This window comes from Phycisphaerae bacterium (assembly GCA_024102815.1).
GTDB lineage: Bacteria > Planctomycetota > Phycisphaerae > UBA1845 > UBA1845 > JAGFJJ01.
This window is the reverse complement of sequence record JAGFJJ010000069.1, coordinates 338707-358909: the sequence shown is the minus strand read 5'-3', so window position 1 is coordinate 358909 and position 20203 is coordinate 338707. Positions and strand designations below refer to the sequence as shown.

General features: G+C 60.8%; 13 protein-coding genes. 3 read left to right on the top strand and 10 right to left on the bottom strand.

Annotation, left to right across the window (positions count from 1 at the left end; all coding sequences use genetic code 11):
- Positions 1-14 precede the first annotated feature (14 nt).
- Positions 15-302, bottom strand: a complete 288-nt coding sequence (locus tag J5J06_17670; protein ID MCO6438926.1) for a NifU family protein — start codon at positions 300-302, stop codon at positions 15-17.
- Positions 303-476: 174 nt separating this feature from the next.
- Between J5J06_17670 and J5J06_17665 the strand changes: the two genes are divergently transcribed.
- Entirely contained in the window at positions 477-2798 is a 2322-nt protein-coding gene (locus tag J5J06_17665; protein MCO6438925.1) for a HEAT repeat domain-containing protein, read from the top strand.
- Positions 2799-2811: 13 nt separating this feature from the next.
- Here J5J06_17665 and gmd read toward each other — a convergent pair whose 3' ends face one another.
- A complete protein-coding gene (gene gmd, locus J5J06_17660) occupies positions 2812-3855 on the bottom strand; it encodes a GDP-mannose 4,6-dehydratase (protein MCO6438924.1) in 1044 nt (347 codons plus the stop codon).
- A 123-nt stretch (positions 3856-3978) separates the two neighbouring features.
- Positions 3979-5133 carry a glycosyltransferase gene (locus J5J06_17655; GenBank protein MCO6438923.1) on the bottom strand — a complete coding sequence of 385 codons (1155 nt, stop codon included), beginning with the start codon at positions 5131-5133 and terminating at the stop codon, positions 3979-3981.
- A 350-nt stretch (positions 5134-5483) separates the two neighbouring features.
- Here J5J06_17655 and nadD point away from each other — a divergent pair, with 350 nt between their 5' ends.
- Positions 5484-6107 carry a nicotinate-nucleotide adenylyltransferase gene (gene nadD, locus J5J06_17650; protein MCO6438922.1) on the top strand — a complete coding sequence of 208 codons (624 nt, stop codon included), beginning with the start codon at positions 5484-5486 and terminating at the stop codon, positions 6105-6107.
- Between the two features lie 77 nt (positions 6108-6184).
- On the opposite strand, the gene J5J06_17645 is transcribed toward nadD, so the two are convergent.
- The 5 genes from J5J06_17645 to pepT all read right to left on the bottom strand — a co-directional run bounded on the left by J5J06_17645 (position 6185) and on the right by pepT (position 14174).
- Entirely contained in the window at positions 6185-7054 is an 870-nt protein-coding gene (locus tag J5J06_17645; GenBank protein ID MCO6438921.1) for an outer membrane lipoprotein carrier protein LolA, read from the bottom strand.
- Between the two features lie 76 nt (positions 7055-7130).
- Entirely contained in the window at positions 7131-8633 is a 1503-nt protein-coding gene (locus tag J5J06_17640) for an aminoacyl-histidine dipeptidase (protein MCO6438920.1), read from the bottom strand.
- A 173-nt stretch (positions 8634-8806) separates the two neighbouring features.
- A complete protein-coding gene (locus J5J06_17635; protein MCO6438919.1) occupies positions 8807-11029 on the bottom strand; it encodes an OPT/YSL family transporter in 2223 nt (740 codons plus the stop codon).
- A gap of 210 nt (positions 11030-11239) precedes the next feature.
- Positions 11240-12847, bottom strand: coding sequence for an MFS transporter (locus J5J06_17630; GenBank protein MCO6438918.1), 1608 nt, complete (start codon positions 12845-12847; stop codon positions 11240-11242).
- A gap of 94 nt (positions 12848-12941) precedes the next feature.
- Entirely contained in the window at positions 12942-14174 is a 1233-nt protein-coding gene (gene pepT, locus J5J06_17625) for a peptidase T (protein MCO6438917.1), read from the bottom strand.
- Between the two features lie 247 nt (positions 14175-14421).
- Here pepT and J5J06_17620 point away from each other — a divergent pair, with 247 nt between their 5' ends.
- The gene (locus tag J5J06_17620; GenBank protein MCO6438916.1) at positions 14422-17778 is read left to right on the top strand and encodes a PD40 domain-containing protein; all 3357 of its coding nucleotides are present in this window, start codon (positions 14422-14424) and stop codon (positions 17776-17778) included.
- Between the two features lie 51 nt (positions 17779-17829).
- Here J5J06_17620 and J5J06_17615 read toward each other — a convergent pair whose 3' ends face one another.
- Together J5J06_17615 and J5J06_17610 are read right to left on the bottom strand one after the other, a co-directional pair.
- Positions 17830-18942 carry a DUF21 domain-containing protein gene (locus J5J06_17615; GenBank protein ID MCO6438915.1) on the bottom strand — a complete coding sequence of 371 codons (1113 nt, stop codon included), beginning with the start codon at positions 18940-18942 and terminating at the stop codon, positions 17830-17832.
- A gap of 108 nt (positions 18943-19050) precedes the next feature.
- A complete protein-coding gene (locus J5J06_17610; GenBank protein MCO6438914.1) occupies positions 19051-19395 on the bottom strand; it encodes a hypothetical protein in 345 nt (114 codons plus the stop codon).
- Positions 19396-20203 lie beyond the last annotated feature (808 nt).

Below are 20203 nucleotides of genomic sequence, written 5' to 3'. Positions count from 1 at the left end.
GAATCCGGAATGGGTCAGGCAGGCCCTTCTTCGACGCAAATGACCCGGGAGACTTCGGGAATTTCATCACGGAGGTTGCGCTCGATTCCCAACGCAAGGGTAAGGCTGCTGGAAGGACATCCAACACAGGCGCCGCGGAGGCGGACACTGACAACGCCCTTGTCGTCGACATCGACAAACTCGACGTCCCCGCCGTCGTTGTGAATCATGGGGCGGAGACGATCCAGCACAGCCTGGATGCGGACGCGGAGATTACGTGATGACTTGGATTCGCCCGATCTTGCATTCGACTGCGCATTCATGGGCATCATTACCGCCGACCATGTGCGCTCTAGTCCCGGTTCCGGTGACCAAAGCCGGCTGAATCCGACCGAGCGGTGATTCCGATGATGTACTTTAGGAGCTTGTTGGCGAACCGACAACGGGTCAACGGGGTATAAGAGCCATCGGGGCCCCCTTTGTACGGTACTCCCGGCGTGGACGAAGTCATTCAGGGGATTATGCTGAGGGAAATGCCGACGTACCGTACCGCGTCCGATAGTGGGTTCCGCCACTTGCGATTGTGCTTCCCGCGTTCGCTGGGAACCCTATTTCTGCTCATTTTCGCAGCCGTGCTTCCCGTCCAGGCGCAATCCCCCCCGGCACGGGATGCGGCTCAGCCCATCGAGATCGCCGGGGAATCCCCGGACAAAGACGCACTTCACCTTCAGCAACTGGCCAACTGCCGCGCGGGTATCACCGACCCACAAGCTCGCCCCGAGGAGCGTCGCCGGTGGGTCGATACGCTCTTCGGTTTTGACACTCCGGAGTCCACGGCGCTGATCGCGGAGCTTCTCCAGTTGAGGAACGATCCGGCGCCGGTCATTGCGGTTTGTGAGGCCATTGCGAGTCGGACACGCGTCGCCGCAGGGCAGCTTCATGATTCGCTGGTTGATCCGCTGCTCGGATTGCTCAAGTCTGAGAATCCGTCCCTTCGGTCCGCCGCTTCGCAGGCGCTTGCCGATTTCCCGTCACCGTCCGTGGTGGAGAAGCTGGGCGAAATCGCTTCCGATCCGGAGGCACTCCCGGCGGCCCGACTTGCCGCCGTCGACGCGCTCAGTGCCCGCGTGGATGATCGCGTCGTTGTGGGAATTCTGATGTCGCTTCTCGATCAGGGCTCAACGGAGATGGTCGATCGCGTTCTGGCTGCGCTGGAGCCCACGACGCGTGAATCCTTCGGCAAGGACCTTGACCGCTGGCGTGAATGGTGGCGGGAAAAATCGCGAATGAGCGATGAGGACTGGCTGGAAGACCAGACCCTGGTCTACCGTGATCGCCTTCGCCGGACAAAACGGGAGCTCCAGACCGTCCGCCAGGAGACACAGCGCCAGCTTGAGGCTGCCAATGCACGCCTGCGGGAATTTCAACGGGACCTTTTTCGATCGATCTCGCCCGATCAGCGAGAAGCGCGCCTGATCGCCTGGCTTGAAGACCCCTTGGAAGAAGTGAGGAGGACGGCCTTATCGACGATTCGCTCACAGATCGCCGACGAGGGCCGGAGGCCTCAGGGGGAGCTCCTGGCGGCCCTGCTTCGCCTTCTGCAAAGTGATTCTCCGGCCATTCGCCGCGAAGTCCTCCAGATTGTCCAAACACTTAAGGATCCCGGCGTAGAGGAAGCGGTTCTTGCTTTGCTGACAAGGGAGCGTGATCCGTCCGTTCGGCAGGCCGTCTTTAAGGCGGTCGGGCAATTGGAGTCCCGAGGGGCGGTAGACGAAATTCTGCGGGAAATCGAAGGCCAGAATAGTCCGGTGGAGAATGTGCGGGAAGCGGCGCTGGCGCTAGGGCAGATTGCTCCGCGCATCCAGGAGACCCAAGTACGGGAGCGGGTGGCCAATGTCCTCAGGGAACGCTACGCGGCTTTGCCCCCTGATGATCGGACGCTCAGGCCCGCGTTGCTCTCGGCGATGGCGGGGTTGGGACACCCGTCCTTTACCGAGATATTCCGAGAGGCGATTGAACTTTCCGATCCGGGGGTTCTGCGCAGTGCCGCCCGCGGACTGGCGGCGGCGAATGATGCGACAAAACTACCTCGACTACGAATGCTTACCAACGATCCGGACCAACTCGTTCGGCGAGCCGCGCTGGAGGCCGTGGGTATACTGGGGCGGGAGGATGCCGATCTGGAGGCCGTGCTGGCCCGGTTGAGCATCGCCGCCGAGCCGAGTGAACTAATTCGGGACACGGCCTGGACGGCATTCCGCGAGTTGATGGGGCGTCGGCCGCCCGCAGCTCAAGTACAGGCCTCTCGGCAACTTCGCGACATGCCCGAATTGGAAATTCAGTACCTGGAATTTCTGGATACCGAGTTGAGCTCGTCCGGCAACGATCTTCGTTTACGCGAAGAGGTACTGGACCGCCTGTCCGAAGTGCTGATCGCACAACATAACTTCGATGAGGCGGCAGGGGCCCTTTCTCGACTTACTGACCTTGTGAGGCAGCGGGGAGGGGACGCCTTTCCCGCAGCACTCCGTTGGCTCGACGCAGCGATGCGCGGGGCGGCTCGGCCGAATCTCACCTCGATTGCCGGGCAGACGGCGGACTTGGCCAAGTCGACTGAAGAGCAAACGCGATTAGTTGACACCGTGCGGCAGCGCTTTTCGGTTGTGGATCCGCAGCAGGCCGATTCAACTCGTGCGATGCTGGCAGCACTGCGGAAAGCGGTCGCGGATGAGTCGCTTCCTGGGTGGGGGCAGATGCTCGACGAGGTGGAGGCGAGCCTTCCCGAGCAGGGGGACTCTCCGCAGTCTCCCGGTCCTTAGACCGCCGGGCTGTTCAGCAGGCTTCCACAAGCAGATGTCCCGCATCCACAAGGATTCGTTCCCGCTCGGCCAGGGCGAGGTCGGCGTCGACCATCATGTGACAGAGTTCCGTCATGTCGATCGTCGGTTGCCACGCAAGGGCGCGCCACGCCTTGGACGCGTCTCCCTGGAGAAAATCGACTTCCGTGGGGCGCAGGTAGCGCGGATCGAACCGAACATGCTCTCGCCAATCCAAATCGAGATATTGGAATGCGGTTTCGAGGAATTCGCGGACGCTGTGGCTTCTGCCGGTTGCGATGACGTAGTCGTCAGGTTCGACCTGCTGGAGCATGAGCCACATCGCGAGAACGTAATCCCCGGCGAAGCCCCAGTCGCGCTGGGCATCGAGGTTTCCAAGGTGCAGTGTCCGTTGAAGCCCCAGCTTGATCCGCGTTGCGGCACGGGTGATCTTCCGAGTCACAAACGTCTCGCCCCGCCGCGGAGATTCGTGGTTGAAAAGGATGCCGTTACAGGCGAACAGCCCGTAGGCCTCGCGATAATTCACCGTTTGCCAGTAGGCATGGACCTTGGCGCAAGCGTAGGGGCTTCGTGGATAAAAGGGCGTAAGTTCGTTCTGGGGCACCTCGGCCACTTTGCCGTACATCTCGCTACTTGAAGCCTGGTAAAGCCGAACCTCGTTTCCGGATGCGTCTCGATAATCGCGGATCGCTTCGAGCAGGTTTAAAGTGCCGATGGCGACGACCTCGGCCGTATACGTCGGTTGATCAAAGCTCGTCCGGACATGGGACTGGGCGGCCAAGTTGTACACTTCGTCCGGCCCAACTTCCGTCAGGATCCGCCTCAGGCCCATGGGGTCGAGTAGGTCGCCGTAATGAAGACGCAATCGCAGGTCCGGCTCGTGGACATCCTGGTAGAGATGATCGATGCGTTGGGTGGTGAATACACTTGCCCGCCGAATGACTCCGTGGACTTCGTAGCCTTTGCCGAGCAGGAGTTCGGTCAAGTACGATCCGTCTTGTCCGGTGACTCCAGTAATCAGAGCGGTTTTCTTACCCACGGTTCGGCTCCCGGGATTGGCGACGGCGATGCCGGTCGGGCACCATGCTTTGTGGTCAGGTCCGCACGGGTTGCGGAATCGCCGATCGCCTCAGATCATTATCGGCCTTTGGCGGCTGCGCGCTTACTTGGCGTCTCCAGGGTCGATCACGCATGGTCGGCTGAACCAGTCGTGGACGGGCCGGTCCGTCCGGTTCCGCCAGCGATCTGCAGAGGCCGCTGACAGGGCTGCCGCCATATTGGCCACGACAACGGCATCAAAGGAGCCACGAACAGCTTCGAAGGGGGGGAGGATGGCGATCCCCCGGTAGATCCGGCCGGGCCGGCAGAAGCGGTCGTCGGCAATCGCGATCGGATCGATTCCTGCGAGCCGGGCGCCACGAACGAAGGGGAAGACGTTCTTTCCGAGGTCCGCCAGAAGGATCCGACGGACGCCGGAATCCGCCAAAGCGACCATCCGACGGTGAACGTCATCCCATCGAAAGAATGCCTCAAATGTTCGTGGTCCAAGCGGGCGGGGGTTGATCCCCGAATGCCGCGTAAGCATGCGTAGCGCATCACGCTGCCCTCGCCGACATGCGTCAAGGAGTCCCTCACGGAGCGCGAGCCAGCGATATCTCTGGACCCAGTCTCGGCGATAGACCTCGCGCGCATGACCGGGAATGTGGCGGTCGATTACCAGTAGATTGTTCCGTGTGTCGAAATAGGCCGTCCGCCCTGACCTACGCCCACGAGGCGTCTTCAAGTGGTCGACAAGAAGATCGGCGAAGACACCGACTTTCCAGCCCGCCTCCGCGATGCGGAAGCAAACGTCAAATTCCTCGGCCTGCATGAAGAGGAAACGATCGAGCCCTCCGACGGCACGGAGGGCATCCGTTCGAAATCCAACCCCGCAGCCGACAAACACGCCGGGAAGGGCACTTGATTCCCGCCGCCCGTCGGGAAGCTCGACGGTGAATCCGGCACATGCGAGTCCCGGATCATTATTGAATCGGTCGAGCATGCGCGGGATGGAACCCGGCCGAGGTACCGAGTCATCGTCCAGGAACAGCACGTACCGACCACGTGCCCGGGACACGCCGAATGCTTTCGCGCAGCTACCGAGATTCCGGCGGAGTCCAATCAGCCGGTCTGCCCGCATGCGTACGGCTCCGCGCGTCCCGTCACGCGAGTCGTTGTCAACGACAATGACTTCGTATTGAGAGCGTGGCAAATCGAGCGTTTCGAGCGCATGCAGCGTATCACGCACCACCGGCAGGCGCCCTCGCGTCGCAAGCACGATACTCAGGTCGACCCCGGTGGAAGAACGCTGCCGCGCGGTGCCCGAGCCCGACCGGTCCGACCTCACATCGACGAGTGTGCGCGTCCCAGGACAGTCGGCTGTTGGTGGATGATGTGCGATTTCGACGCCCATAGCGATTCGATTTTCCTGGAATCAGTATCGACCAATTCAGCCTTGCAGCGTTTGTTCGATCGACAAAGAAGGGATCCCTATCGAGATTGAGCGCGGCGGGAAGGGCTCGGACCGGGGGGTATGCGCGTGGTTTGACGCCTCCCAGGGGTCGGAATAGCATCGCCAAGTCGGCTGGCCACTCGCGCGCTGGCAGAACGGCTCCGGAACAGAATCACATGCCTCGGCGTATCGGGCTTTACGGCGGAAGTTTTGACCCTATCCATATCGGGCATCTGATCGTCGCGCGGGCCGTGGCGGAGCAAATGTCGTTGGACCGCGTTCTGATGCTGCCGGCTGCTCAGCCCCCGCACAAATCCCCGGACCAGCTGGCGCCCGCCGAACATCGTGCGGAGATGGTCCGGCTGGCGGTTGCGGATGAACCGCTGTTTGCCATGGATCGTTGGGATTTGGATCGGCCTGGACCGGCGTACACCTTGGACACCGTGCGCCACTTTCGGGAGATGCTCGGTCCGCAAACGGAGTTTTTCTGGATCATCGGGAGCGATTCCCTTCGAGAGTTGCCGACCTGGTATCGCGTGGCAGAGTTGGTCGAATCCTGCAGAATCGTCACCGCGGCGCGGCGCGAATCGGGTCCCTTCGACTGGGATGCGTTCCGCCCCTTGTTAAAGGATGCGCAGATTCGCCGGCTGGAAGAGTCCGTACTGGCTACCCCGACAATCGACGTCTCCGCCACGGAAATTCGTGCACGCGTCCGCGCCGAACGGTCCATCCGCTTCCTGGTGCCGGAGGTGGTCGGCGACCACATCCACCGGACGGGACTCTACAGGGCCAAGCCCTAGTCGCGTTCGTTTCCGTGGGTAGCGGCCCGAAAAAATGCCTGCCTCCAGCGGCTATTGGCCTCAGCAGCCCGCTTAGCCTACTTCTTCGGCTCTGCAGAATGGCCGTCCGAGGAATCCATTTCAGATCCCTTCTTGTTCGAACCCGCTGAATCCGACTCCGCGTCTTTCTCGTCGGCCTTTTTTTCCGCGGCACTTGTCGCCGCCGGCGCCGCAACCTGGGTCAGGTCCTGTACGGTAACGCCTTCCGGGGTCTTGAACGAAAACCGCGCGGGATCGATCTTCACATTCGTTTGAATGTCGGTCATCTCCATCGTGTTGTACGGCGTATCGTCCAGATCGTACGTCACCTGCTTGAGAATGAGCCCATTTTCCTTGCTGAACCAGGTGATCTTGCGCTTGATGCGAAACCTTCCGGGGTCGTGTGGAGTCGCAACAATAACATACGCCTCCTGCCCATTGACCTTGTCGTCGGGAAGTAGATCCAGTTTCTTGTCGGTGCGAAGTTCGTTAAAGAAACGGTCGTTCGGAAACAGAGGAGCTTCAGCGTCAATCCGGTTCTTGGCGGCGCTCTTGATTGGGAACCGTTCGCGGGTTCCGTCGACATAATAATAGATATTCTTGCCGTCGCAGACGGTAAGCGTGTCGCGGTCCATAAAGCGCATGGCTCGCTCGGGAGGCATGTACCTGCCGGTAATGGTGCCTTCCATGCGGTACAGAATATCGTCGCCGACGCGAGACAACTCCATGGTGGCGTCGAGCTTCGATTCGTGGAGGTACTCGTTGTCGATCTTCGTCTCAGTCGTCATCTTGGCCCGAAAGGACTTGATCTCGCTGGCCTTCTTCTTAATTTCGTCCTCGACATCGACGATGCGCTGGGCCATGGCGCAGCTGCAGAGTGATGTAAACGCGACCAGGGAAAGCAGGCTGATGTGAATCCGCGTATTCATGACTCAGACTCCTTTGCAATAGGATCGACGGATGAGGTTGCAGTTGAGCTCATCGTGGAGGCCGTCCTCCGTCGCCTCAGCCGGCAGCCAGTTTGCGCAACAGAACGCTCAAGAACTGCCAGCTCTTTTCCACAGAGGGTATGAACACGCACTCCTCGGGTGTGTGCGCTCCCGTGATACGCGGGCCAATCGAAATCATGTCCATCTCGCCCACGCGCTTGCCGATGATGCCGCATTCCAGCCCGGCGTGAATTGCGGCGACCTCCGGATCGTTGTCGAATAGCTCTTTGTAGACATTCCGGGCAATCTCCAGCGTCGGCGATTGCGGATTTGGCGCCCACCCCGGATAGTCATTCGCCCTTTCCACGGACGCACCGGATAGCCGCGCCACGGCCTCAATCTGCGCTAGAACTTCCGCAATTCGCGAATCACTGGAGCTTCGCGACAACGTTCCGACCTCAACACGCAGGCTGGAGCCGTTCTTCGATGAGGCGATCGTCGAGATGTTGTTCGAGCTCTCCACGAGACCTGGGACACGGGGGTGCATTCCCAAAACGCCGTGCGGAAGACTCAACAGGGCATCAAGGAGCCGTTGGGTATCCGAAGCGGACATGGCGGACGCGGCGTCCCCATCGGCCGCCTTACGCACCTCGATCTTAGCCGACGGCTCGAATGACTCCGCCGCCGATTCCGCCCGCACCTCCTCGGCGGTTCGCGCCAACCGGTCGAACAGACTCTTGGGCCCACAGACGGTCGCGGCCGCGTCCCGTGGGATGGCGTTTCGTTTGCTGCCACCGGAGACTCGGACGATCCGCAAGTTCTCTTCGCCGCACCGCGAAAGGATGCGAGCCAGGAGCTTGATCGCGCTGGAGCGCCCCTCGTGAATGTCGCAGCCGCTGTGGCCGCCGCGCAGGCCGGAAATTACGACCTCGGCTGATTCGTATCCGGGCTCGACCGGCGCGGTGTCGAATCGCCATGTCAGATTGGTATCACAACCACCCGCGCAGCCGATGTAGATCCGATCGTCTTCCTCCGAGTCGAGGTTGAGCATACGCCGGCCTCGGAATGACTGCGGCGTCAGCGCCTTGGCTCCCGTCATGCCGGCCTCTTCGTCGATGGTGAAGAGCAATTCGAGGGGGCCGTGAACCACGTCCTTGTCCGTCGCGGCCGCGAACGCCAAGGCGACACCGATACCGTTGTCGGCGCCCAAGGTTGTTCCGCGGGCCCGCAGAATCGCCTCACCCGAGGCCGGGTCGCGATCGACAAAAGCGTGAATGCCCTCCTGATCGAAGTCGTGCGTGGAGTCGCCGGTTTTTTCGCAGACCATGTCCAAGTGGGCCTGAAGGACCGTGAGCGGGGCCTTTTCGTGCCCCTTTGTGGCCGGTACGTCGACCACAATGTTTCCGACACCGTCCTCCTTGGCTTTCAGGCCTTTTTCCTTGGCAAGCCCCAGGATATGGGCGCGAATCTTCTCTTCGTGCTTGGAGGGTCGCGGAACGCGCAGAATTCCCGCGAATACGTCCCAAACCGGGCGCGGCTCGAGGCTTTCGATTTTGGTCCCCTCGGCTTTTTGAATCATGATGAGATCTCCGACTCCCGGCCCGATGACCACGGCTATTCTGCAGGAATCGACGTGGTCGATCCAAGTCCAACTTCACGCGAATTACAGTTCCGAAACAAAGCAAGGGGCGTCCGGCGCTTTGGACGCCCCTGTGCTCGGCGATCACGAATATTGAGCCAGCGGCTCGACCATCACATGTGGATTTCCGGCGCGCCCTCTTCCGGTTTGGCCCGGCGAGCGTCCCAGAAGATAAACAGGCAGAGCAGGCCAAAGGCCAGTAGGCCGAACCAGTTGAACATCCGCCCGAGTTCCGCGGCCTTTGCCTCAGGATTCGCGGTATCGCGAACCATCGCGCTGAAAATATCGAGGGACTTGATGAAATCTTCAGTGAAAGACCAGCTTCCCAGCCCGTTCAACAAGACGCCGATGATCGCCGCGCCAGCAATGAATCCGGAAGCGATGATAATGCCCTTGTTGCGGCGAGCAGTCATCGTCGCCTGATCGGCCTTACCCTTGGTCACGGCTGCAGCCACGAGTGCTCCGACAAGAATCGGGAGGTTGAGGCCCATGGGTAGGTACATGCCGAGTCCGAAGGCCAGCGGAGACACCTTGACCAGTTCGAGCGCCAAAGCAACGACTACGCCAACGCAGTAGGGCAGCCAAGGCACCTGCCCGGTCCCCAAGAAACTGTCCAAAGCGCTCTTCATCAAGTTAGCCTGCGGGGCCTGAAGCGCCTGGGTGCTCACCTCCGGATCATAGCCGGGGCTCTTGGCCAGCATCATGATTGTCAGCGAGACCACCGCCGATGCCAGCACGCATGCGATGATGCAACTCCATTGGATTCGCTTGGGACTTGCTCCCGCCCAATAGCCGAGTTTGAATTCGCTAACCAATGTTCCGGCCACGGACAGGGCGGACGCCACGACGCCTCCGACGAGCAACACGGCGAGCTGCGAGTTCGGGCCACGTCCGAGCCCCGCCGCGCTGAGCACGACGGCCGTGACAATGATCGTCGTGACGGTCATACCCGAGATGGGCGTGACGGAGATCGTCGCGATGGCCCATGCCGAGACCGTGATGAAGATAAATGCAACACCTAACGCGAGCAGCACCGAGATGATGGTCAGGAAGTTTGCGCTCTCCATCGTGTTAAACACGAGGAATCGGAAATACGCCGCCATCACGACCGTCGTGATCAGTCCGACGAAGGCGAGCGCCGGATAGCTTATGTCTTCATCGGTACGATCGATCGTCAACGGGCCGGCTGACTTGCGGAACAGGCTGCCGAGCGCCTCCCGGAGTGCTGTTACGATGACCTTCCCCATCTTGAGAATTGACAGCAAACCGGCTGTGAAAATACATCCGATGCCGATGTTCTTGGGGACGTTCGAGAAGATGGTCTGTGCGTCGGTGTTGGAGATCGCCGGATTGATCGATTGAAGCGCTTCCAGGCTCAGGGGTGCAAGCAAAGGCGTGATGACCAGGAAGCTGAGGAATGAACCGGCCATTATGATGGACGCGTAACGCACGCCGATGATGAATCCCAGGCCGAGGAATTCGGCCCCTGTACCCATCTCCACGACGGCTTTGATCCGCTCCGTAATGTCCGTCCAGAACTTGCCCGTGAATGCCAGGGCCTCAGTCGACTTGTCTACAAACGCGGAGGCGGCCGTCGCAGCGGCGGCGGTGGCCCCTTCCGCGGCTTTGCCGACCTTCTCCGTCCAGCCGATCTCCAGCTTGCCGGTGGTGAAGTCGGCCGGCCAGAGTCGCAACGCTGCCGTCATAAACGTATAGATCGATGCGACGACAAACGAATAAACGAGAATGAGCGCGTTGGATCCGCCGCTTTGGCCCGTGACGAGAATCTCATTCGTCGCCGTGGCCTCGGGGAAGGGCAGCTTTCCGTGCATCTCCTTCACGAAATAGCGGCGGAACGGGACCAGAAAAAGCACACCGAAAATCGCGCCCAGAAACGGCACGAGAAAGATGTGCATGAAGATCATGGTTCCGGAGAGGTTGAGTTCCTTGTTCAAGCCGAGCAGGTAAATCGCCGGCATGGTGAAGACCGTGCCGCCCGCGACCATACCGCTGGTCGTGCTGATGGCCAGAATGTTGATGTTCTCGATGATCGTGCTGCGGCGCAGGCCGATCTTCAGAAGGAAGCCCGACAGGCCCACCGCCAGAATCGAAATCGGAATCGCCGTTTCGATGCCCTGCCCGACCTTCAGCGCCAGGTAGGTCGCGGCCATGGCGAAGAGCACGTTCATGGCCAGCCCGAACAGGATTGACCGGGGCGTGATCTCCGGGACGGTCACGCCCGGCGGCACCATCGGCACATACGACTCGCCGGGCTTGAGCTCTCGATAGGCGTTCTCCGGAAGCGATGTCTGGATACGGGGGTCCAGTTCGGCCATGCGTCGTTCCTCCAGGCGTGAATCAGGTCGCGATACTCTCAACCCGGTGCCGCGCTCGCCCGGGCGTCTCGGTGCCGGGCAGACTAGCATTGACGGGCTTCGGAGGGAAGAAGGGCGGCCAGGCGGACGGCGTGGGTGCGGGTCGCCAAGGTGGTCCGGCGCCGCGGCACCCAAGATTTCAAGCCATGCCAACCGCCTGCAAGAGAGCGGCTACGACCTCTTCTTGAAGTCCTTTCCAACCCATCCCCGGGCAAGCAGCAGCGCCACCGGGGACATCATGGCAATGCAGGCAAAGATCAGCCACATTGTCGACGTATCTCGGGCACCCTCCGCAGGGCAGTACCGCTCAAGCATCCAACCAGAGTACAGCGCCGGTACAAGCAGCTTGGTCAGGAACCAAGGAAACTGAGCCACGCCGATATAGATTCCCGTTCGGCCCGGCGGGGCGATTTCCGCTGCGTACTGGAGGAAGCGAGGTTGCCACATGGCCTCCCCGACGGTCATCGTTATGAGGTACGTGAAGAGAATCCAGGGATTGGGTCCGATCGTCAGCAGAAACGCTGGCGCGCCCATGACCAGCGTGCCCCATATCATCATGTTGTAGACTTTCGCCTTCTGCGTGAGTGCCGTGATAATCGGGACAAAGATGAAGATCATCAGCGGGTTGGCGTTAACGGGTATCTCCCACCAATCGCCCACCCAACCGGCGTACGCCCGGGAAATGTACTGCGGCAGGATTAGCCAGTTGTACGTGAACAACGTCTGCACGGGAATTAACGCAAAGATGAAGAATGCGAACTTGGCATCGGCCAGCGGGTGCCGAGCCAGGAATCGTCGCGTCGGCGGAACCAGGTTCACAGCAATCCAGATGGCCGCGAAGATTCCGGCAACAATGTGTTCTGAAGGAGCGGAAAGGCGCCAATAAACTGCGCCAATCGCGGCAAAGAACATGAGCCACATGTGGGCCGGGACGTGCTCGCGATGCAGGAGCTCGACGGCAGCCTCCGAAGAAGCGACTTCAGGAGCCGAATCGCTCACTTCCGACACAGGGGCGGCCGCCTTTATCGCGGACGATTCCGCCTTTGCATTCTCCACGGCCTCCCTTACGGTCCGGCGCGTCAGGATCGCGGCGGTGACGATGAGTGAGACGACCGTAATACCGGTGTAGATCCAGTATGTTCCGGGGATGCCCCACCCGAGGAACTCGTCGTCTCGAATCAGAAAGGCGAATGTGGGAAGCCAGCCGCCGAGATTCATCACTGCGTAAAGCATGGCATAGGCCATGCTTGCGGTCTTGGGATTCGTAAATTGTCGAACGGCCGCGTAGGCCGCCGGTTGATACATGCCGTAGCCGACAACGACAAAGAGGATGCCGGAGAGGGTCACGAGCTGAAGGGCCGACCAAAGTCCCGCAGGCTGAAGGCCCATTACGGTGGGCGCTGCCGCCATTAACGCTCGTCCGACGATCATCAGACCATACGCAGTGAGTAAAGCAAATCTGACCCCGAATTTGTCGGGTATGCCGCCGAGGAGAAACATCGCGATGGTAATCCCGGCCGAGAGCACCAGCACGTTGTCGTGGGAGTAGATATCGGCGTGTTCCATCCCGGCGAAGATGAAATCAGAGAAGTGAATCGCGAGGGCATTGAGCACTCCCCAATAGGCAATGCCCTCCAGGAAGTAGCCCAGGTTCACGCCCCAAAGCGCGCGCGGGGCATGAACGAGGTCGACGAATGGCTGCTTGATTTCGCGAAACGCCTTGCCCAGACGGAGCCCCAGCGAGGCAGGAGTTTGCGCCGCATCCTGGTCAGTGCCCATACAACATTCCGTTTGGTGCGCCCGGACCGAGCCGACGCACGCTAACCCATCACGAGTGTCTTTCCAATGGATCGCGCCCCATTTCGCCTGCTAGCTACTTCTTCTGCTTCCCCCAAAGCTGAGCGAGTTCGATCAGCACCTTCACGGCCGATTCCATCTGCTCGAGGCACGCGAACTCCAGCGGGGAGTGGAAATTGTGCATGCCCACGGAGAGGTTGGGCGTCGGCAGGCCCATCTCGCTGAGGCGCGAGCCGTCCGTGCCGCCACGGATGGACTGGAACTTCGGCGTGAGCCCTGCGTTACGGATAGCCTGCTCCGCCAGCGGCACGGCGCGCGGTTCCTTCTCGAAGTACTCGATCATGTTGCGATATTGCTTCTTGATCGACACATCCACTTTCGCTCCGGGAAATTCCGCTTCAAGTGTCGCTGCGATATTCCTAAGAACCTTGGCCTGTTCCTTGAGCTCGGCTGTGACGAAGCTGCGCAGGAGGATCCGGATCTTGGTCTCCGGAACGCCACCCTCGATGACATAAGGGTGAAGGAAGCCGTCGCGCCCGCTGGTTCGCTCCGGGGCGAGTCGGTGCCACGGCATCCGCGTAATAAATTGACCCGCAAGCCGAATGGCGTTGATCATCACGTCCTTGGCGAAACCGGGGTGGATGTTCCGTCCGGTGATTGTCACGGTCGCCAGATCGGCCGAGAACGTCTCGTTTTCCAGTCCCGCCTCACTTTCGCCGTCCAGTGTGTAGGCACAGATGGCGCCGATCTTCTTGAGGTCGAGCTTCGCGGTACCCCGGCCGACTTCCTCATCGCAGGTGAAGACGATGCGGATGGGGCCGTGCTTGAGATCGCGGTTCTGCATCAGATGGTCGACTGCGGTCATGATGGCCGCCACGCCGCTCTTGTCGTCCGCGCCGAGTAGCGTGTTGCCGTCCGTGGTAATCAGCGTCTTGCCCTTGAGCTCGGCCAATTCCGGGTTCTCCTCGACGCGAATCACCCGCGACTTGTTTCCAGGCAGGACGATATCTTTGCCGTTGTAGTTGCGCATGACCTGTGGCTTGACGTCCTTGGCCGTGAATTCCGGGGATGTATCCATGTGTGCCAGCCACGCAATGGTGGGGGCTGCTTTGACCGTCGCCGGCACCGTCGCCATGACGATGCCGAATTTATCCATCACTGCGTCGTCAAGCCCGAGCGCCTTGAGCTCTTCGACGAGCATCCGGGCGAGGTCGAATTGGCCGGGCGAACTCGGATAGTCCTCCGTTTCCTCTACGGCGGTGGTTTCGACCTTGACGTAGCGCAGGAAGCGATCGAGCAGTTCCTTCATGCCGAAGTCTCCGAGTCTGGCGGGGTAGGCAGGCGGAACCAAAGCCGGCCGGGTCCATTTTGTCGCCCGGTCGAGACCGCGCCACGTACGCCGTCCGCGCCTGCTTCGGGCTTGTTGTAAGCCCCCGGCGAAGGGAACGCAACTTCTCACGGTTCACGACTGGAACAAGTCGGCCCGGTCGGCGAAACTGCTCGATCTGATTGGAGGGATCATCGAATCGGCCTGCCTACGAAAGGATCTGCGAGCCATGTCAGCTTCCATCCGAACCTTGCTGTCGATCTGCCTGATTGCCGTCCTGAGCCCGGCTGCATGGGGTCAGACCCATCTGATGCGTTACGCGGATGTCCATGACGACCTGATCGTGTTCACCTACGAGGACGACCTCTGGCTCGTCTCAACCGACGGGGGCGAAGCCCGTCGTATCACCAGTGACCCCGGCGCGGAAACGTGGGCCAAGTTCTCACCCGACGGGCGCTGGGTAGCCTTCAGCGCCGAATACGACGGCGACACGGATGTTTTCGTGATGAGCGTTGACGGCGGAATGCCCAAGCGCCTGACCTTCCACCCGGCCAACGACGGCGTACTTGGCTGGTTCCCCGACGGCAAGCACATTTTCTTCCGTTCGCGTCGGGAGTACCCATCGCGCGCCGAAATGATCTACAAGGTTTCCATTGACGGTGGAATGCCCGAAAAGCTCCCCGTGGACCGCGCCGGGCTGACGGCGCTCTCACCCGATGCGACGATGATCGTCTACAACCGCATCAGCCGGGAGAATCGCACGTGGAAGCGGCACCAGGGCGGCACCGCCCAGGACCTCTGGCTCGGTAGTCTGGCCAAGGGCGATTACCACAAGATCACCGACTGGGTCGGCACGGATAATTACCCGATGTGGGAAGGCGACGCGATCTATTTCACGTCGGATCGCGATTTTGGCACGTTGAACATCTTTCGCTACGACGTTTCGTCGGGAAGTGTCACGCGCCTCACGGACTACCGCGACTACGACGTGAAGTTCCCGTCTATTGGAACGGGCAAAATCGTCTACCAGTACGAGGAGAAGCTGCACCTGCTCGATCTTGCGACAGGCGAGTCTCGGGAGGTACAGGCCGTGATTCCCTCCGACCGCGTTCGCATGCGACCCGAACTGGTAGATGTCGAGCCGCGGACAGGTTCGTTCCGGCTCTCGCCGACCGGCAAGCGGCTCGTGCTGGATGTACGGGGCGAAGTGGTGAACGTGCCCGTGGAGGACGACGGGGGCACGTTCGTGAACGTTACCGACGCGCCCGGCTCCCGGGAGAAAGACGCAGTTTGGTCACCTGACGGGAAGTGGATCGCTTTCTTCTCAGACCGGACCGGCGAAGAGGAACTTTACCTTGCCGATCCGAACGGGCAGGAGGAACCGCGCCGGCTTACCACGGGCGGGATGGGCTTTCGCCGCCAACCGGAGTGGTCGCCGGACGGCAAGTGGCTCATGTTCTCCGACAAGTTCTTGAAGCTGAACCTGGTCAACGCGGAGACCGGTGCAATCACCGTTGTCGACCAGGGTGAATACGACGACGGCTGGAACCGCTGGGGCATCCAGGACTACGCCTGGTCGCCGGACAGCCGTTGGATCGCCTACTCGAAGCTTGAGCAGAGCCTCTACGAGTCGATCTTCATATACTCGCTGGACGACGCCTCCATTCATCGCGTCACCAGTGAAATGACCTCCGACTGGAGTCCGACCTGGGATCCGAAAGGTCGGTACCTCTACTTCCTCTCCATGCGTCACTTCGCGCCGATTATGGGATTCGTCGATCAGAACCACATCTTCCTCGATATGACCGTTCCGCACATCGTGCTGCTCAAGACCGATGAGGCTTCGCCGTTCGCGCCGAAGGTCGTTGAGGAAGAAGTGAAGGAGTCGAAAGAGACAAAAGGCGAGACCGCGGACGCCGCGTCCAAGGGCGAGGGTGACCGGCCCAAGGAGGACTCCGCCGGTGAGAAGAAGGTCGAATCAAAGAAATCAGACGGTGTCAAGGTCGATATCGACTTCGAGGGCATCGGCCGGCGGATCATCGCCGCCAAGGGGGTCGAACCCGGCAACTACTTCCGGCTCGAAGCCACGGACAAGGGCCTGCTCTTCCTGTCGCGCAGCAAGAATCAGTTTGAAAAGTATCAATATGTGGACGACGGGACTTCTGACAGGCTTAACTTAATGAGCTACAAGCTCGATGACGCCGAGACTTCGGAAGTGCTCGGCCGGATCAACAACTATCACCTCTCGCCGGACGGCAAGAAGCTCGTCTACCGGGCGGGCTCGACCTATGGTGTGGTCGATGTGCACGCCAAGGGCAAGGTGGGTGATGGCGAGGTCGATCTATCGCACGCCTTCATTACCGTTGATCGCCTCAAGGAGTTTCTCCAGATATTCGACGAAGCCTGGCGTGTGCAGCGTGACTGGTTCTATGACCCGAACATGCACGGCGTGGACTGGCAGGCGATGCGCGAAAAATACCGCAAGCTCGTTCCCGACTGCGGCAACCGCGGCGACCTGAACTATGTCATCGGGGAGATGATCAGCGAGCTCAACATCGGGCATACCTATGTCTTCGGCGGCGATATCGAGCGCGACGCCCGCCGCGTTCCCATCGGACTGCTCGGTGCCGACTTCGCCCGCGACGGGAGCGCGGACTATTACCGCATTACGCGTATCTACCCCGGCACACCGTGGGACGAGGACGAGCGCGGCCCGCTTGCCGAACCCGGATGCGGTGTTCGTGAAGGCGACTACCTTATTTCGATCGATGGAAAGGAGATCGGCGTCGGCGAGAACCTCCACGAGCGGCTTCTGAACAAGGCCGGAACCATCGTTACGATCAGCTATAACGATCGGCCCAGCGCCGAGGGCGCCAAGTCATGCCGCATTCGCACCACGCGCAGCGAAGGCTCGGTGCGTTATCGCGATTGGGTAGAACGCAACGGGGCGTTCGTCGACCAGGCCAGCAACGGTCAGATCGGCTACCTGCACATTCCCAATATGGGCGAACAGGGTCTGATCGAGTTCGCCAAGGCGTTTTACCCGCAGTACTACAAGAAGGGCCTGATTGTTGATGTTCGGGCCAACGGCGGAGGGTTCACCTCGCGAATGATCATCGACCGGCTGGAGCGCGAGCTTTCCTCCATCACCAAACCGCGCGAGGGCAAACCAATCCCGGACCCGGAGCGCGTCTTCAACGGCCACCTCGTCGTCCTGCTCAACGAGGACACGGGATCGGACGGCGAGCTCTTCTCCGAGACAGTCAAGACACACAAGCTCGCTCCGCTGATCGGCATGCGTACCTGGGGCGGCGCCGTGGGCATCGAGCTGCATCAGCCACTGGTGGACGGCGGGGGTACAACGCCTCCGCAGTTCGGGCCCTACAACCTCGCCGGGAAATGGATCATCGAAGGTCGCGGCGTCGAGCCGGACATCGAGGTACAGAATATGCCCGGCGACGTGCTCAAGGGCATCGATGCCCAGCTCCAGGCCGGAATTGATAATCTAAGGAAACGTATCGGCGACGATCCGCGCGATCTTCCGCCGCCGCCGCCGTATCCGGACAAGAGCAAGCCGAAGTCGTAGGCTCTTTGCGGACGGTCGGCGGGACCGATCAAACACTGACCATGTGTTGAGTCAGTCCCGTCGATCTATCCGCGTCGCTCGTCGTTGCGCCAGCTTGCCGGCCAGGCGCTGCATGTTGGCCACTGGGTCGGTTTCGTCGACGATCTCCTGCCCCAGCAGCGTTTCGAGGGCATCTTCGAGCGTTACGATGCCCTCGAATCCGCCGTGCTCATCGACCACGGCGGCAATGTGTTCGTTGCGGTCAAGAAGCTGGGCGAGCGCATCCGCCACGGAGCCAAGCTCGGGTACGAAAAGTATCGGCCGGCGGATGGCGCCCAGTGTCTCTTCTCCCCGTCCTTCCGCAGCCGCTTTGTAAAGGTCATAGCGAGCGACGTAACCGACGATCTTCTCGACGGTGCCGCGATACACCGGGATACGCGCAAATCGTATGGGAGGACTGGCTTCCGCGGCCGCGGCGATTGGCTGTTCAACAGGCAGGGCGAAGACCACGGTCCGCGGCGTGAGGATCTCCGATACGCGTACCGAGCCCAGTGCCATGAGATTCGAAATCACGTGGAATTCGCGATCGCCGAGCGCGCCTCCTTCCCGTCCCAGGCGAACCGTGGCGAACACCTCCATACGACTGATCTGCTCACGATGACGCTGGTAGCCGATCATGCGGTTCATCCATTCGAGCGCGACGATCATCGGCAGACAGATCACGATCATGGCCCGGATAATGTACGCGGTCATGCCCACCATCCGGCCGGCATGCACCGCCCCGAGCGTCTTGGGGATGATCTCGCTGAAGACCAGGATTGCGAAGGTCATGACGCCACTCGCCACCCCCACGGCAGCGTCGCCGAACATTACAGCGGCCTGAGCACCGACGCCGGCCGCGCCCACGGTGTGGGCGATGGTGTTGAGCGTCAGAATCGCTGCCAGCGGGCGGTCGATGTTCTCCTTCAGGCCCTTCATACTTCGTCCGGCGGGGGAACCCTCCGCCACCAGGGTCTCAACCTGACTGCGGGGCAGGCTGAGGAGGCTCGCTTCAAGAAGGGAACAAAGAAAGGACACGCCCAAGGCGAGCAGGGCGTAGAGAATGAGCAGGGTCATCGTGCGGCTCCAGATGCGGTCTTGCTGCCCGACATATGCCAGGGGATACGGCCGCAGTCTACGTTCCATACAGCCCCGCTCAAGCCTGGCGCGGTGTCCGGCAACTCGAATCCAAGAGCCGAGGTTCGGTGGGATTGCTGCGTTACCGGGCGAGGCTTCGGGAAAGTGTGGAAACAGTCAAAACGTGGAAGCTCGCTCCGTTGATCGGCACGCGCACGTGGGGCGGGGGTTGGGGATAATGAACGGCACCAGCCGCTGGTGGACGGCGGAGGGACTACCCCTCCGCAGTTCGGGCCCTACAACCTCGCCGGAAAATGGATCATCGAGGGTCGCGGCGTCGAGCCGGACATCGAAGTGCAGAATATGCCCGGCGACGTGCTCAAGGGTATCGATGCCCAGCTCCAGACGGGCATCGATAATCTGAAAAAGCGCATCGCGGACGATCCGCGCGAACTTCCGCCGCCCTATCCGGACAAGAGCAAGCCGAAGTCGCAGGCCGCGCGCAAGAAGAGCAAGGATCAAGCCCGATGGGCGTTGGAGTCGGCATTTCGCTGGCGACAGCGCCCACGGGTTTGTCCGCGTGTTTCGGTTACTCGCAACCACCTAACTCCACGAGCTTCTTGGCTGGAATATCTATCGCAAACCACGCTGTCCTGTCATTCTCGTTCGCGGGGGTCCCCCACGCGACGACGAAATGCACTTGGCACCTCTCGCCCGGATCCAAGGACGGGAGTGCAACGCGGATTCCATCGTGCAGAAACTGAATGACGTTGAGGCCTGTGGAGACCTGAATACCGTCAGAGCGAACCCGCGAACTCGGACTCAGTTCCCGCGCAAATCGGGCGGGCATCTCATAGCGCGCCTTAGCGCGATACGCAAGGCTATGGGTGTCCTCAGTGCCAAGTGCTATGCGGTGTCCCAGACAGTCCCATGTTTGTGCGTCAAGGTGCTCGCCGCAATCGACACCTCCCTTGGCGCTGAGCGGGAAGTCAATCCAACTGCAGTCAAACAACACCGAGTGCATGTTACGCAAGACATGGAAACGCCAAACCGCCACCTGACACCCTAGCACTTCACCGTCAGGCGTTTCAAATGGCAGGCCTACTCGGAGCAGTTCTAGGTGAGCCTCGTCGTCTTCCCACGCGAACAGATCCCCGCCATGCGTGATGCCATGTGAAGTATCTGGAGTGCGATACTTTGTGTCAACCGAGGCAAAGACCGCGCGCGGGAGAAACTGCCCTACAGGTGTGACAATGGTCTCGTTGTCGAGTCGCCTTCGACATTTCTCCTTGTGCGCGAACAAGCTCATTATGATGCTACACCGGGCGAA

Bases quoted from the DNA above. Each gene is read 5' to 3' on its own strand.
- J5J06_17670 (MCO6438926.1), bottom strand. From the start codon at position 302: ATGAATGCGCAGTCGAATGCAAGATCGGGCGAATCCAAGTCATCACGT.
- nadD (MCO6438922.1), top strand. From the start codon at position 5,484: ATGCCTCGGCGTATCGGGCTTTACGGCGGAAGTTTTGACCCTATCCAT.
- J5J06_17645 (MCO6438921.1), bottom strand. From the start codon at position 7,054: ATGAATACGCGGATTCACATCAGCCTGCTTTCCCTGGTCGCGTTTACA.
- J5J06_17640 (MCO6438920.1), bottom strand. From the start codon at position 8,633: ATGATTCAAAAAGCCGAGGGGACCAAAATCGAAAGCCTCGAGCCGCGC.
- J5J06_17635 (MCO6438919.1), bottom strand. From the start codon at position 11,029: ATGGCCGAACTGGACCCCCGTATCCAGACATCGCTTCCGGAGAACGCC.
- J5J06_17630 (MCO6438918.1), bottom strand. From the start codon at position 12,847: ATGGGCACTGACCAGGATGCGGCGCAAACTCCTGCCTCGCTGGGGCTC.
- pepT (MCO6438917.1), bottom strand. From the start codon at position 14,174: ATGAAGGAACTGCTCGATCGCTTCCTGCGCTACGTCAAGGTCGAAACC.
- J5J06_17620 (MCO6438916.1), top strand. From the start codon at position 14,422: ATGTCAGCTTCCATCCGAACCTTGCTGTCGATCTGCCTGATTGCCGTC.
- J5J06_17615 (MCO6438915.1), bottom strand. From the start codon at position 18,942: ATGGAACGTAGACTGCGGCCGTATCCCCTGGCATATGTCGGGCAGCAA.